This window comes from Elusimicrobia bacterium HGW-Elusimicrobia-1 (assembly GCA_002841695.1).
In the GTDB taxonomy this organism is placed as follows: domain Bacteria; phylum Elusimicrobiota; class Endomicrobiia; order PHAN01; family PHAN01; genus PHAN01.
On record PHAN01000021.1, the window covers coordinates 23,917 to 38,421 of the forward strand.

The 14,505-nt window shown below is 54.0% G+C and carries 12 protein-coding genes; 11 read left to right on the forward strand and 1 reads right to left on the reverse strand.

All coding sequences use genetic code 11. The annotated features are described in order from the left end of the window. Nucleotides 1-43: 43 nt before the first annotated feature. Nucleotides 44-253 carry a hypothetical protein gene (locus CVU77_08715; protein PKN00729.1) on the reverse strand — a complete coding sequence of 70 codons (210 nt, stop codon included), beginning with the start codon at nt 251-253 and terminating at the stop codon, nt 44-46. 174 nt (nt 254-427) lie between these two features. Here CVU77_08715 and CVU77_08720 point away from each other — a divergent pair, with 174 nt between their 5' ends. The 11 genes from CVU77_08720 to CVU77_08770 all read left to right on the forward strand — a co-directional run bounded on the left by CVU77_08720 (nt 428) and on the right by CVU77_08770 (nt 14,400). After that, nucleotides 428-2,527, forward strand: coding sequence for a hypothetical protein (locus CVU77_08720; protein PKN00730.1), 2,100 nt, complete (start codon nt 428-430; stop codon nt 2,525-2,527). A gap of 347 nt (nt 2,528-2,874) precedes the next feature. Further along, on the forward strand, nt 2,875-4,608 hold the full coding sequence (locus CVU77_08725) for a hypothetical protein (protein PKN00731.1): 1,734 nt from the start codon (nt 2,875-2,877) through the stop codon (nt 4,606-4,608). A 22-nt stretch (nt 4,609-4,630) separates the two neighbouring features. Then, on the forward strand, nt 4,631-5,209 hold the full coding sequence (gene pgsA, locus CVU77_08730; GenBank protein ID PKN00732.1) for a CDP-diacylglycerol--glycerol-3-phosphate 3-phosphatidyltransferase: 579 nt from the start codon (nt 4,631-4,633) through the stop codon (nt 5,207-5,209). A 58-nt stretch (nt 5,210-5,267) separates the two neighbouring features. Next, the gene (locus tag CVU77_08735; protein PKN00733.1) at nt 5,268-5,741 is read left to right on the forward strand and encodes a phosphatidylglycerophosphatase A; all 474 of its coding nucleotides are present in this window, start codon (nt 5,268-5,270) and stop codon (nt 5,739-5,741) included. Continuing rightward, nucleotides 5,654-6,379 carry an MBL fold metallo-hydrolase gene (locus CVU77_08740; GenBank protein PKN00734.1) on the forward strand — a complete coding sequence of 242 codons (726 nt, stop codon included), beginning with the start codon at nt 5,654-5,656 and terminating at the stop codon, nt 6,377-6,379. Before CVU77_08735 ends, CVU77_08740 begins: the two co-directional genes overlap by 88 nt. Further along, complete coding sequence (locus CVU77_08745) at nt 6,376-7,263, forward strand: tyrosine recombinase (protein ID PKN00735.1); 888 nt, start codon at nt 6,376-6,378, stop codon at nt 7,261-7,263. The genes CVU77_08740 and CVU77_08745 overlap by 4 nt, the downstream gene beginning before the upstream one ends. Nucleotides 7,264-7,312: 49 nt before the next feature. Beyond that, nucleotides 7,313-8,323 (forward strand): AAA family ATPase, encoded by a 1,011-nt coding sequence (locus CVU77_08750; protein ID PKN00736.1) that lies wholly within the window; start codon nt 7,313-7,315, stop codon nt 8,321-8,323. Beyond that, entirely contained in the window at nt 8,307-9,194 is an 888-nt protein-coding gene (locus CVU77_08755; protein PKN00737.1) for a hypothetical protein, read from the forward strand. Before CVU77_08750 ends, CVU77_08755 begins: the two co-directional genes overlap by 17 nt. 295 nt (nt 9,195-9,489) lie before the next feature. Further along, a complete protein-coding gene (locus CVU77_08760) occupies nt 9,490-11,427 on the forward strand; it encodes a hypothetical protein (GenBank protein PKN00738.1) in 1,938 nt (645 codons plus the stop codon). Next, complete coding sequence (locus CVU77_08765; protein PKN00739.1) at nt 11,424-12,182, forward strand: hypothetical protein; 759 nt, start codon at nt 11,424-11,426, stop codon at nt 12,180-12,182. Before CVU77_08760 ends, CVU77_08765 begins: the two co-directional genes overlap by 4 nt. A gap of 28 nt (nt 12,183-12,210) precedes the next feature. Beyond that, nucleotides 12,211-14,400 carry a hypothetical protein gene (locus CVU77_08770; GenBank protein ID PKN00740.1) on the forward strand — a complete coding sequence of 730 codons (2,190 nt, stop codon included), beginning with the start codon at nt 12,211-12,213 and terminating at the stop codon, nt 14,398-14,400. Nucleotides 14,401-14,505 lie beyond the last annotated feature (105 nt).

Genomic DNA, 14,505 nt, shown 5'->3' on the forward strand with positions numbered 1-14,505 from the left:
CCCGTCGGCGAAAAATGTTCTGTTTGCAGGGGCTAAAGATTTTTCACCCCTGCTCATTTGTCAATGCCCGATTAAAATTTGAGACAAATAAAAAAAACCGGTATTTGTCATTCCGAGTCCTTCGCGATGTCATCCTGAGTCCTTCGGCGAGCGTCATTCTGAGTCCTTCGGCAAGCGTCATTCTGAGTCCTTCGGCAAGCGTCATTCTGGGTCCTTCGGCGAGCGTCATTCTGAGCGTAGCGAAGAATCTCATAATGCCTCAGGATAAACTCCGCGTATTTTCTCGCCGACAAGCGAGACCCTTCCCCCGCATCAAGCGCGGGGTCAGGGTGACAAAAGCAAAGGGTTCAGGGGAACATTTTGGACACTTTTTCAATTGAAACTTGTATAATTATTTGTGCCGTCCGCTCCCGCGAAACCATAGATTATGAAATCAGTCGTCTTTATTGCCGCATTCTGCGTCTACATTATTACGGCCTTTCCGGCGCTGGCGCCTTACCGCGACTCCGGAGAGATGACGAGTGTCGCGGCCACTTTGGGCGTGGCGCATCCGCCCGGATATCCTCTTTATATTTTGGCCGCAAACATCGCCGGACGGATTATCCCCCTGGGAAACTACGCTTACAGAATCACCGTCCTCTCGGCGTTGTTCATGGCCGGAGCCGCGGCCGTATTTTTTGCCCTCATCCGAAAAACTTTCCGTCTGAAAAACCACGTCGCTGCGGCAATGGCGGCGGGTTTCGCTTTTTCATATTTCTACTGGTATCTGGCGGTCGTGCAGGAAATGTATACGATGAGCATTTTCCTGATACTCTGCGCCGTATATCTGCTTTTGGACGGCAGCTCGGCGGCGGCTTTTTTTGTGCTGGGCATAAGCGCCGGAGCGCGCACCGACGCCGCGCTGGTTTATCCTTCTTTTATTCTTTACGCTTATTTTAAGCGCTTGCCGGTCAAAGAACTCGCGGCGGCCCACGCGGCTATGGCGGCCGGATTGAGCGTTTTTCTTTATTCGTGGGTGCGCGCAAAAAGCGGACCGGCGATAAACTGGGGCGATACCTCGACGATGGCGCGGCTTTTTGATTCGCTTATGCGCCGTTCGCACGGCGGAACGCTGGATCTGATTTCAAGCGGATTCGCCGCGGGCGAAAACTTTTTTGTGCAGATGAGATATTACGCCGCGCACATACTAAGAGATTTTACGCCTGCGGGCGCGGCGGCCTCCGTCGTCGGCGCGGCATACCTTTTCCGACGGCGCCGGTCTTTATTTTGGTTTGCGGCGACGGGTTTCGGCGTAACCGGCGTAATGTTTATGTATCTTGCCAATATGCCCCCCAACACTCACGCGCTTGCCATACTTGAAGCGCATTTTCTGCTGCCGGATTTATTCTTTTGCCTGTTTGCGGCCGCCGGAGCCGGATTCGCGTATTCTGAAATATCCGCGCGGGCCGGACGGGGCGCTGTTTTGGCAAACGCCGGAATTTGGCTTGTTCCCGTATGGATATTCGCTTCGGCCCTGCCCGGCGTAAACAAGCGGCACAATTTTTTTCTCGTCGACTACGCCCGCAACATGTCGGTTTCGGCGCGGCAGGCCGTGATAGTCATAAAAGAGGATGTTCAGGTATTCTCAATGTGGCACAGACGTTACGCCGAACGAAAACAGCGCGATGACCTCAACGTGGTGGCGGCGGGACTTGCGGGTTCTGCGTGGTACAAAAAAATGAACGCCGGATGGCCCGTCGCGCTGACGCCGCTCAAAAGCCCCGACGACTGGAAGCGTTTCGTCGACGGAAACCGCCGCGTGTTTTTTTCCAACGACGCGGAATTCCCCCTGACCGATGTCGAAACGACTCCCGCGGGGCTTCTTGCCGCCGCAGGCCGCGCGTCCGCCGACCCGACGGCGGCATCGCTGCTCGATGAAATTTATTTTTACCGCGGCGATTACCGCTACGAAAATCACCGCGAATTTTTTACGCCGGATATCATCGAGGACTACGCCAAGGCGCTGCACCGTCGGGGTTTTTATCTGATGACGTCCGGAGAAAGAAAATCCGCCGAGCGGTGGTTTCTTGCGGCGCTCTATATGAAAGAAATTTTTCCTCCGGCCGCCTATCATCTGGGATGGTGCAGGTTCGCGGAAAACGATTTCAAAGGCGCTCATCGCTACTACAAATACGCCGCAGCCGTATACGACCGCTACGCCGCCCTCGCCGACGAATATCGCGCCGCGCCCGACGTGCGCGCGGCTGTGCGGCGTGAAGCGGCCGGCGCGTGGCTGCACCTGGGCGTAACGGCCGAAAAACTCGGACGCGACGACGAGGCGCTTGAAAACTACTCGCGCGCGGCGACTTTGTCGGAAAATTTCTCGCTTGCCTATTACAACAAGGCCGTCATATACTGGAAAAAGGGCGACTTCGCAAGCGCGCGGAGCAACCTGGCAAGAACTCTTGAAATCGACCCTTCCAATGCCGAGGCAAAGCGGTATCTGGGCATTCTCGACGGCGGCACACAATCCGGAAGCAGGAAGTAGTAAGTGGGAAGTCGAATATATAAAGTTAAAATTTCTTAGATTGCGTCAATTGAAAAAAAACCGTTTTTTGTCATTCTGAGTCCTTCGGCAAGCGTCATTCTGGGTACTTCGGCGAGCGTCATTCTGAGCGTAGCGAAGAATCTCATAATGCCTCAGGATAAACTCCGCGAAGAATCTCAGTTTTTCGCTCAGGAGAGACCCTTCGTTTCACTCAGGGTGACAAAACCGAAGGGTTCAGGGTGACATTTTTGGACACTTTTTCAATTGAGTCAAATCAACAACGCGGGAAAGATAGTATCGTTGATACTCAAAACAGATAATCACATAAAATTTGTCGCTCTGATACAATGTCGATATTGACTAAAAATACAGCCACATACGCAATATTGTCGGCGCTTCTGGCAATGCAAATCGCAACCGGAATTGACGCCGCGCGCAAAAACTCCCAGACCTATGACGAGGCCGTGCATCTTGCGGCCGGATACTCCTACTACGTCACGAGTTCGTTTGAGATGAACGCAATAGACCATCCGCCGCTGGCAAAACTCATCGCGGCATTACCGCTTGTTTTTATCAAACCGGATTTTCCCTCGGCGTCGCATCCGTGGCGGGCCGATATGCAGGGCAACCAATACCGCATCGGCGATTTTTTTCTATATAAAAACAGGTTGGACGCCGACCGTCTTCTTGGCGCGGGACGCGGCGCGATGATTGCCCTTGCCGCCTTGTTCACTCTGGCGCTGTTTCTGTGCGCAAAAAAATCCTTTGGCCGTACAGCCGCTCTGGCCTCGACGGCCTTCTGGGTTTTTTATCCTGCGGCAGCGGGCAATTCTTTTTTGATAACGACCGACTACGCGGCGACGGCTTTCTTCTTTCTGGCCGCTTTTTCATTCCGTGAGGCACTGGGCGAAGTTAAGGGATATTTCTGGAGCGTGACCGCCGGAGCCGCAGCAGGCGCGGCGCTGGCGGCCAAATTTTCGATGATAACTCTGCCCGTGTCGCTGGCTGCGGTCTTTATTCTGGCCGTCAGAAACGGCGATGTGTCCGGCAGTCACGCGCGAAAGGCCGTCGCGGCGGTGGCGGCGGCATCGGCCGTTGTGTGGGCGTCTTACTTTTTTTCAAATCCCGAATATTTTTTCCGCGGACTCGATTATACACTTCGCTCGGCGGCCTTAATGCCCAGAGCAAGTTTTCTTATGGGCGAATACACCGTGGGCGGATGGCTCTATTATTTCCCGGCGGCTTTCATACTTAAAACACCCGCAACTATGATAGCGGCCGCCGTTGCGTACTTCTTTCTTAAAAAAAAGCCGGCGAAAGCTGACTATGTCGACGGCAAATCCGTCAAAACGAATATGGCGGCGCGCAACACACTTTACCTGACTATTCCGGCGATGGTTTTCTTCGTCGCGGCGTGTTTTTCAAAAATCCAGATAGGCCACAGACACATACTGCCCGTCTATCCTTTTATCGTCCTCTTTGCCGGCGCGGGAGCGGCGGCGCTACTCAGAAAAAACGCATATTCTAAAATACTGGCCGTATTTTTGCTCGCTTCCTGCGCCGCGGAATTCGCGGCGGTTCATCCCTGGCACATAAGTTATTTCAGCCATATATTCGGAGGACCGTCGCGGGGACACAAATATCTGCTGGACTCAAACCTCGACTGGGGGCAGGGACTCTCGGATTTGTCGGCTTTTCTTAAAACCCGCGGCGTCGACGGCATTTATCTTTCGTACTTCGGCACGGCGGACCCCGGATATCACGGAATAAAATACCGTCCCGTCGGTTTTATTACAAATGTGCCGCGCGGCGGGTCGGACGTAAACATATCCGCCCGGCCGCAAAAATATCTTGCCGTATCGGCGACTAATCTATTTGCAAATTATTACGCCGATAAAAATATTTTCGGGCCGCTGCGCGACATTAAACCGGTTTACACAGCCGCGCACTCGATATACGTTTACGATCTTGCCGACGACAGAGTGCGCGAATATCTCGCGGCTCTTTACGAGACACTCGGGGAGGAGCGGGAAGCCGCGCGGGTGCGCGCTCTCTTTGCGGGATTGAACAAAATCCGTTGATTTGATAGAATAACACCTATATATGAACATAGCGCTTCAACTTACCGTTTTCCGTCTGGCGATTCTGCCGTTTTTCGTGTTTCTTATGTACGTCAACAGTTTTGAGGCCCGCCTTGCGGCGCTCGCGCTGTTTCTGCTGGGAATGCTTTCAGACGCGTGGGACGGCTATTTCGCGCGCAAGCGAAATGAAGTGACCACCCTGGGAACTTTTCTTGACCCTCTGGCCGACAAACTCCTGATTTCCTCCGCGCTCGTCTCCTTTGTGGGTCTCAAAGAACTCAGCATCCCGGCGTGGATGGTCGTAGTGATAATATCCAGAGAATTTCTTATCACGGGGCTGCGGTCTCTTGCCGCCGCCGGGCAGGTAATCATTCCGGCCGACAAAGCCGGAAAGTTCAAGACAACTTCTCAGACGGTCGTCTGCATCGCGATACTTATAATTCTGGTGGCCCGCGCTTACATAAAAACCCGCATGCCGGAGCACACGGCGTGGCTTGAAGTGCTGGCCCCCGCGCCATTCACGCTTATGTTCCTTATAACGGTGCTGACTTTTTATTCCGGCGCGCGGTATCTTTCCAAGTACAAATATCTTCTGAAATAAAAACCCGCGAGCCGGCCGCGCGCGGCAAGATTCCCGTCTTGTTGAGTTTCGCGTAATAATGACCCCTTCTGAAATTCCGCCGAATATGAAACCTTCGATGTTTTTCGCCTCTTTTTTCGGCGCGGGATTTTTTCCCGCCGCGCCCGGCACGGCCGGCTCCGTCGCGGCGGCGGCATTGTATGCGCTTATGGTTCCGCGCGGATTTGGACTTTTCGCCGCCGCGGCTATGTTTATCGCCGGTGTCTTCATAGTCAGAGCCACGCGGACTTATCTTGAAACCGAGGACGACCAGAGAATAGTTATCGACGAGGCGGCCGGTGTTTGGCTGGCGATGGCCGCCGCTCCTCAGGGACTCTGGAACGCATTGGCGGCGGTGGCTCTTTTCAGATTTTTCGACGTGCTCAAACCTCTGGGGATAAAAAAAATACAGCGCCTGCCTTACGAATGGGGCATTATGCTCGACGATACCGCCGCCGGAATACTTGCCGCTGCGGCTTTAAGGGCGGCATCATTTCTGACGAGGTTCTTTTGAAAATCATAACCGTTTCCGTCGGAGAACTTGAAACCAACTGCTATATCCTCATAGACGATTCGTCGGAAGCCGTGGTAATAGACCCCGGAGCCGAGGCGAAAAAAATAATAGCCGCGCTGGATAGAGAAAAAGCCGTCTGCCGGCGCATAATATTTACGCACGGCCACGCCGACCACATCGGCGCGGCGGGGGATATCAAAGCAAAGTACGGGGCTCTCATACTGACGCACCCGCTCGAATTCGAGGCGCTCGTATCGAGCGAAAAAAATCTTTCGGCCTTCACGGGCGACTTCATTTCGGCGCCTCCGGCCGACGGCGCTCTAAACGACGGAGATACGGTTTCCGCAGGGGAAATATCGCTGGAAGTAATGCACACGCCGGGACACACGGCCGGCGGGATATGCCTGATAGCGCGGAAAAAAAACGGCGAGGCGTTCGCGGTTTTTTCCGGCGACACAATTTTCCGCCAAACGGTAGGAAGATGCGATTTGCCCGGCGGAGATGAAAAAGCGATGGCGGCGTCCGTATCCAAATTTATGGCCATCCGCGGCAATCCCGCCATATATCCGGGTCACGGAAGCGCCACCACTTTGTACGCCGAAAAACTCTCCAATCCGTTTTTCAGGAATCAGTTATGAAGAATCCCGCCGAGTTGCTCCAAGAGTTTGAAGCATACATATCCGCGGAAAAGGGTCTGGCGCGCAACACGCTGGAGGCCTACCGCAGCGATCTTAAAATATTTTTGGAATATCTGAAAAAACTCAAAATTCCCGTCGAGAAAGTAGTTCAGGATACCGTATCCGGATATTTGTGGGACAGAAAAACGGGAGGAATGGCGGCCGCGAGTATTTACCGGAATATGGAGTCGATAAGGCAATTTTACAGATTTCTTGTCCTTGAACACGACCTTCCCGACGACCCCACAATGAATCTGCCCCTGCCCAAAACGGCCGCGTTGCTGCCGGAGTTTTTATCGGCGCCGGAAATCGCGGCGCTCATCTCGTCCGTCCCGTACAAAACCAAAAATCAACTCAGATTCAGGGCGATGCTGGAAGTGATGTACTCGTCGGGCTTAAGAATTTCCGAAGTGCTCACATTAAAGAAATCCGACCCTGATCCGACTCTGGGAATAATCAAAGTAAAAGGCAAAGGGTCCAAAGAGCGGATTGTGCCTCTCAATAAAACCGCCGCGATGTTCGTTGAAAAACATATACTGTCGTCGGGCGCGGCAATTTCCGACGACGGCTATCTTTTTGCCGGAGCGGGCGGCAGGCCCCTCAGCCGCGTATCCTTCTGGAAACGCCTTAAAAAAAACGCCGCGGCCGCGGGAATATTAAAAAACGTAAAGCCGCATTCCATAAGACACTCGTTCGCGTCGCATCTTCTGGAAGGCGGCGCGGATTTAAGAAGCATACAGGAAATGCTCGGGCATTCTTCCATATCCACAACGCAAATCTACACTCATATAGACCGCAGGCGTTTGAAGGACATTCATAAAAAATTTCATCCGCGGAGCCGCTGAAAGCCGTCGAAATCCGCGTCGCGGAGTTGTATAACATCCGGAGGTCTCCATGACAAACAAATACAAGGCCGAGGAACTCGTAGCCAAACTTTCGCGGGCGGGGGCATCCGTCAGGTCGGAACTGTCAAAAAAAATAGTCGGTCAGGACGAGGCCGTCGGGCAGTTGCTCGTGGCGCTTTTCAGCAAAGGACATTGTCTTATCGTAGGCGTTCCCGGTCTGGCAAAAACCCTTTTGGTATCCACACTATCCGAAATTCTGGGATTGAAATTCTCGCGAATACAATTCACGCCCGATCTTATGCCCGCCGACATCACGGGAACGGAAATAATACAGGAAGACCCGGCAACCGCGCGAAAAATTTTCAGATTCATACCCGGTCCGGTGTTCACCCAGATACTTCTGGCCGACGAAATCAACCGCACTCCTCCTAAAACTCAGTCGGCGCTTCTTGAAGCGATGCAGGAAATGAAGGTCACGTCGGCGGGAAAGTCGTACGCCCTGGAACCCCCGTTTTTCGTACTGGCCACTCAAAACCCGATAGAGCAGGAAGGGACTTATCCTCTTCCCGAAGCGCAGCTCGACAGATTTTTCTTTCAGATAAACATATCTTATCCCACGGCGGCCGAAGAAAAAACCATTGCGATGACGACCACGTCGCGGGAGGCGTCCCCCGTCGACAAAATACTTTCGGCTTCGGACATCATCGCGTTGCAGGACATAGTGCGGCAGGTGCCGGTTTCGGATTATATACTCGAAAAAGTCGTAGCCATGGTCAGAGACACCCGACCCGGCGGAAAAGAAACGGCGGCCAAATCTTCGCTCAAATACGTCCAGTGGGGCGCGGGGCCGCGCGGGACGCAAAGCGTAATACTGGCCGCCAAAGCCCACGCCATACTCAATTCGCGGATGACAGTTTCCACCGAAGACGTGGCAGCCGTCGTAAAGCCCGCGCTGCGTCACAGGATGATACTCAATTACACCGCCGAGGCCGAAGGCGTAACGACCGACGCGCTTATAGAGGAACTTTTCGGGGCGCACTTCGATGAGCGAACTGCTTGACGCAAAGATTCTTGGCGCCATCGCCGGAAAAGTTTGGAAAACCGCCAGAAGGGCCGAAGGCACCGTCGCGGGACGTCACGCGTCCAGACACACCGGACAATCGCTGGAATTTTCGCAGCATCGCGGTTACGTCTTCGGCGACGACATAAAACACGTCGACTGGAAACTCTTCGCCAGAAACGAGAGATTTTTCGTAAAACAGTTCCGCGCCGAAACCAACGTAAGGGCATACATTACACTCGACGCATCGGCGTCGATGGCCTTCCCGTCCGAACGACAAAATAATCGCTTCGGTGAACGTCCGGCCAAACTCGAATACGCAAAAAAAATCGCCGCCGCCGCCGCTTATGTGCTGGCCGCCCAGGGCGACGCGGTCGGACTTTGTATCGCCAAACGCGACGGAGGAATTTTCCTGCCGGCGGCGGGGGGGTGGGGGCGGTTTGAAGAAATAATGAATATCCTTGAAACCGTCGAAGCCGAAGGCAGCTGCGGACTTCCCGCCGCAGCCGACGGCATGGCCGCCAAAATGAAAAAGCGCTCGCTTTTTCTTCTTATTTCCGACCTGCTCGAAGACCGCGGCGAAATTCTTGCCGCTATCAAACGTCTTTCTTCGATGCGGCACGAGTGCCGCCTGATACATATTCTCGACAGGAGCGAAATGTCCCTCGATATCGATTCACCGACGACAGTAACCGATTCCGAAACTCTTGAAAGCGTCGAGATAGATCCCGCCGCGGCAAAAAAGTACCGCGAAGCGATGGACGCGGAAATTTCTTTCTGGCGGACATCTCTGGGGAAACATTCCGTCGGTTACGATCTTTTTTTTACCGACGAAGCGCCCGAAAAAAACATCGCTCGCCTATTGTTCTAAAATCCTATTGATTAATCAATTGAGTCAGTTGAAAAAGTATCCAAAATATCACCCTGAACCTTTCGCTTTTGTCACCCTGACCCCGCGCTTGATGCGGGGGAAGGGTCTCGCTTTGGCTCGTCGGAAAACTAGATTCTTCGCGGAGTTTATCCTGAGCGAAAAACTGAGATTCTTCGCTTCGCTCAGAATGACATCGCGAAGGACCCAGAATGACGCTCGCCGAAGGGCTCAGAATGACAAATAACGGGTGGTTTCAATTGAGTCAAATTAAACCCTAAACCCTATCCCCTAATTTATGCCTATATTCTTCGCCGAACCACTATGGTGGCTTTTTCTGGCGCCCGCGTCGCTGCCGCCGCTGATACACCTCTTGGCGCGCAGACGAAAAACCCTGACGCTGCCCAGCATTCTTCTTGTGCAAAAAATAACCCGCGAAAAAACACTTCTGCGGCGATGGCAAAAAATACTTCTTATGTTATTGCGCTGCGCCGCGCTGGCCGCGCTGGGAGCGTCGTTCGCCGGACCCTATTTTTCCGTCGGGGGCGCAAAGGCCTCCGCCGGAGATTCCGCGGTGATTTTTCTATTCGACGTTTCGCTCTCCGGAGATTTTTCGGCAGGCGGAATTACGGAGCACGAGGCCGCCAAAACCGCGGCTCTTGAAATTCTCAAACGCCTTCCAAGCGAAACCGCCGTGGCCGTGGCGGCCTACTCGGATGCGCGGCATCCGCAAATAACTCCTTTTACTCTCAATAAAATCGCCGCGGGCGAAAGCATATCCCGCACCGCGGCCGGATACGACGCCACCGACCACGCCGCGGGGCTTGAAGCCGCAGCGGCGCTAATTAAGGAATCTGTGTATTCCAAAAATACAATTATATGGTTTACGGACGCCGCGCGCTCCGGTTTTGCGCGCGAGGTATCGTTTCAGAACGGCCGGAAACCGCTGTTGCTGCTTGCGTCCGGCGCAGAAATTCGGCCCAACGTTTGGATAACCGGATATTCCGTCGACGACAACGGAAATCTCGCGGCGCACATAGAAAGCCGCGATTTCGACGGTAACGCAATGCTTTCCCTGAGTTCGAGAGGCAAAAATCTCGGAGAAATAAGCGTTTCGCTCAAACAAGGGTCGAATAAAGCCGGAACTTTCTGGCGCGCGGCGCCTCTGGAACCCTGCATATTTGAAATACGCGGCGACGCGTTGCGCAAAGACGACACTTACCGCTTCGCGGCGCCGGAAACCCGCGGTAACGTAAAGGCCATTATCGTCGACGGCAACCCGAAACCCGGCCACTTTTCGGAGGTGTATTATCTTGAAGCCGCGGCGATGTCATTGGGAATGGACGCTAAAACCGTGCGCTTTTATGATTTCGCGGATTTCCGCTTAAACGACTTCGACGCGGTCTTTTTTTCCAACTTCTGGCCGCGAGACCGCGAAGAGGAAATAACGGAATATCTGTCGGGACTGGGACGGGTGATACTTTTTGCCGCGGACGCGTTCCAAGAAGATTTCAGCGCGATGGGCGTATCCGCGGGCGCGGTTATCAACAAACGCGAAACGGCGAGAGCCGCCGAAAATCCGGACGGGTTAATGCCCGCCGCCTCAGAGTTCGACTGGAACACGAACGTGTCTAAATATTTTAAAATATCGGCGGAGAAAACGCTGAAAGTTCCGATGCGCCTGGACGACGGCACGCCGTTTATGGTCACCGACGGAAGATTTACATTCGTCAATTCCTCGGCCGACAGATCGCGCTCGGATTTTGCCATCAAGCCGGGATTCGTGCCGCTTCTTAAAGTCCTCCTTTCGCCCGACGTCCCGCCGCAGGAGCGCGTGGTTTACGGTTTTGTGGGAACGCCCGGCGCCCTCGGCGACGGCCATCGCCGTCGAAGAGCCCGCCTGACGTCGGGCGCCAAAAGTATCGCCGTCGCGGGCGGAATTGTTCCGCCCATAGACGAACCCGCGATTTTCTCGGTGGAGCATCCCGAAAATCCCGACGGCGGCGGCAAATCGTGGTATATTCTCAACACTCACCCGTCCGAAAGCGACACGCGGCGCGTCGACAACATCGACACTTTCGTTAAAAACGCATCCATCTACCGCGTTTCTCCGACGGATACCGCCCTTATGGCGTCCATGGCCGCCGGCCGCTCCATTGCCGGAATTCTCCGGCTGATATTTATGGCGCTGCTGGCCTCGGAAAATATTATGGTCTTTATTCTCAATAAAAGATGAAAAAAAACTCAAACCGGCTATTACGCATTTTCGCCGTTGCGGCTGCCGCGCTGTTATCCCTTTCGTCGTCGCCGGCGGCGGATACGTCGAGGAACATCTTTGTTTTCGCCCAGATACGCTACGAGGGCGACTGGGATCCCTATCCCGGAATGTGGGAAGAAATAATAAGTTTTCTGACGACAACCACGAGCGTGGCCGCCGCGCGGGAAAGAAAAATAATCGCCGTCGGCGAGGGAATCTTTCAGACGCCGGTGGTCTGGCTTTTCGGCAAACGCGAATTTGCGCCATTAAGCGACGAGCAGGTAAAAATTCTCAGGGATTTTTTCGACAGAGGCGGCACAATGTTTATCGACGATTCCTCCGACAGCGTGGAGTCGCCTTTCAGGCGGGGAATCCAAAGAGAATTCGCCAGAATTTTTCCCGGAAAACGCTGGGGGCGTATACCCGAATCACACTCAATTTACAGGAGTTTTTATCTTATGAGAGGGCCCGCGGGACGCGTTATGCGCAGGGATTATCTTGAAGGCATATTATCAGGTTCGCGCTACGCCGCGGTGCTTTCGTCAAACGACATCGGGGGCGCGTGGCAAAAAGATAAGTTCGGAAACTATCTCTACGAATGTGTGCCGGCAAGAGAACGCCAGAGGTGGGAAAGCCACAAGCTCACCGTCAACTTTATCCTTTATTCTCTTACGGGAACATACAAAAGCGACGCCGTGCACCAGCCGTTTATAGAAAGAAAGATACGTCGATAGAAACAAATCCCGCGACGGAACCGCCGAAATGATTATAGTTTTTGAAAATATCGCTTTAATGCCGATTGCGGCCATATTTGCCTCCGCGGCGTTTTATTTTGCCGTTATAAAATCCCGCGCTCCGGCAATACTGCGGATACTCCGCGGCTTCGCCATAGCCCTGGCTTTGACGTCCGCCGCCGGAATGAGCGTAACTTTCCGGGAAGAAAAACCAAAAAAAACTCTGGCGGCGCTGATTGACGTTTCCGACAGTATGTTTTTAAGCGCCCGCTCCGGCGACATCTGCCGATATTTCAAAAAAAATCTTAAATCGCTGGAAAGCGTATATAGAGTCGAATTATTCACCTTCGCGGGCGCGTTGAAAAGCATCCGTCCGTCTCAAATATACTCTCTTGAAAAAAGCGGCCCGACGGACATAAAAGGCGCGCTCCGCGAGCTCCAAGAGGCCTTTGGCTCCGGAATAGACGGTATATTACTGTTTTCCGACGGGGTTCAGACGGCTGCGGAAACCGTGTCGTCGTCGAGCCGCCAAAGACAGAATAATACATACGGCAACATTCCGGTATTCGCGTTGGATGTCTTCACGGAACGCGGCGATGTCCGCGACGTTTCCCTTGCGGACGTAAAGCCGCCGGCCTTTTCATTCAAAGGTTCAAGAAACGAACTGGCGATGAACGTCCGTTCGCGCGGATTCAACGGTCTCGGCGCCGTTGTAACGCTTCAAATGGCAACCGGAGACGGCGCGGCGCGGGAATATGCGCAAATAAGCAGCGCCACCCTCACCCTGCGCGAAGGCGATAACCCTTTAAATTTACCCTTCGCGGCCGCCAAAACCGGACGCATCGAATATAGAGTATCAGTGAGCACTTTTGCCGGCGAAACGACCCGTGAAAACAACTCCAAGGCATTCGCCATAGACGTTTTACGCGACAAGCTCCGGGTGCTCTATCTGTGCGGACGCCCCTCGTATGAATACGCTTTCCTGCGGGATTTCCTTAAAAATGACTTCGGTATAGAACTGGTAACGTTCGTAATACTCCGCAACCCTGAAAATGTGGCGCTCGTGCCCGACGAAGAACTCTCCCTCATACCTTTTCCGGGCGCCGACGTCCTTATGAACCGGCTTCCCGACTTCGACGTCGTGATTTTCGAGAATTTTACCTTCGAGAGGTTCGGCATTTACTCGCCGCATTTTGAAGTCCTCAAAAAATGGGTGGGCGATGGCGGAGGATTTCTTATGATGGGCGGAGAGAACTCGTTCGCCGGCGGCGGATACGCCCGCACGCCTATCGTAGATATGCTGCCGGTAACGATAGGTCAGCAGAAAGAACCGGAAGAAACAGGTCTGTTCGCTCCGGTCACTGCCGACGGCGCCGAGGAACTGCTATACGGCCGGGACGAGGACGTCCGTGTACGGAAAAATCTGCCCAAACTCGACTGGCTCCAGATTATGAGCCCCCGGGCGGGCGCGAAAGTCCCCATAAAGCATCCATGGGCGAGGACGACATCGCTCGAAGCGGCGCCGGTTCTTGCCCTGCTTGACTTCAGAGCGGGCCGGACGGCGGCCTTGGCGACCAATTCCACGTGGCGATGGCGGATGGGCTCGGCCGACCGCGTCTATGAGACCTTCTGGAAAAATCTGCTCTCATGGCTGGCCTCGGCCCGCGACGATACCGCAAGAAATATCATAGGTCCGCCGCAGAAGGCGATTATCGGCGAAGATGTGGAATTCCTGGTAAAAAAACTCTCGCCGGCGGGCCGAATCTCGGCAACCGTCGCCGGACCCGACGGACGTCGCGAAACGCTGAAAGAATCCGGTAACGGCGGCGATTACGCCGCGTTCGCCTTCGCGCCAAAAACGTCGGGCCGTCACACGATAGAGATTACCGAGTCCGTAAGCGGCGCCGCGCTGCGCAAGTCGTTCAAAAGCTTCGTCGCCGGGCCATATTGGGCGGATGAATCGTCGAATCTGGAAGTCGACAGAGAATTTCTTGGGCGGCTGGCGCAGGAAACCGGCGGATTGTACGTGTCGGCGGATATGGCCGCCGCCGAAGGCGGTTTGCCGTCGGAGGAAATATCGAAACGCCTGAAATCAAGCCCGCGCGAAGCCGGAAGGACATCGGGGGAGGCCTCGACGCCGACGGTCTTTTTTGCGGCCGTTGTTCTTGTGATTTTAGCGGAACTTGCCCTGCGCTGGAAAAGATACGGGCTCTGGTAGATTTTACGCGGCGCACGCCGCATTTCATTCCACCTTCCTCATTTTTATATAATCTTCCCGATGAGCGCAAAGACAAAAGCGCTAAAGTTTCACGTGAAACAATAA

Excerpts from the sequence above, each read along its gene's own strand:
- CVU77_08770 (PKN00740.1), top strand. The coding sequence starts at position 12,211 with ATGATTATAGTTTTTGAAAATATCGCTTTAATGCCGATTGCGGCCATA.
- CVU77_08745 (PKN00735.1), top strand. The coding sequence starts at position 6,376 with ATGAAGAATCCCGCCGAGTTGCTCCAAGAGTTTGAAGCATACATATCC.
- CVU77_08720 (PKN00730.1), top strand. The coding sequence starts at position 428 with ATGAAATCAGTCGTCTTTATTGCCGCATTCTGCGTCTACATTATTACG.
- pgsA (PKN00732.1), top strand. The coding sequence starts at position 4,631 with ATGAACATAGCGCTTCAACTTACCGTTTTCCGTCTGGCGATTCTGCCG.
- CVU77_08715 (PKN00729.1), bottom strand. The coding sequence starts at position 253 with ATGAGATTCTTCGCTACGCTCAGAATGACGCTCGCCGAAGGACCCAGA.
- CVU77_08755 (PKN00737.1), top strand. The coding sequence starts at position 8,307 with ATGAGCGAACTGCTTGACGCAAAGATTCTTGGCGCCATCGCCGGAAAA.
- CVU77_08740 (PKN00734.1), top strand. The coding sequence starts at position 5,654 with ATGGGGCATTATGCTCGACGATACCGCCGCCGGAATACTTGCCGCTGC.
- CVU77_08765 (PKN00739.1), top strand. The coding sequence starts at position 11,424 with ATGAAAAAAAACTCAAACCGGCTATTACGCATTTTCGCCGTTGCGGCT.
- CVU77_08760 (PKN00738.1), top strand. The coding sequence starts at position 9,490 with ATGCCTATATTCTTCGCCGAACCACTATGGTGGCTTTTTCTGGCGCCC.
- CVU77_08750 (PKN00736.1), top strand. The coding sequence starts at position 7,313 with ATGACAAACAAATACAAGGCCGAGGAACTCGTAGCCAAACTTTCGCGG.
- CVU77_08735 (PKN00733.1), top strand. The coding sequence starts at position 5,268 with ATGACCCCTTCTGAAATTCCGCCGAATATGAAACCTTCGATGTTTTTC.
- CVU77_08725 (PKN00731.1), top strand. The coding sequence starts at position 2,875 with ATGTCGATATTGACTAAAAATACAGCCACATACGCAATATTGTCGGCG.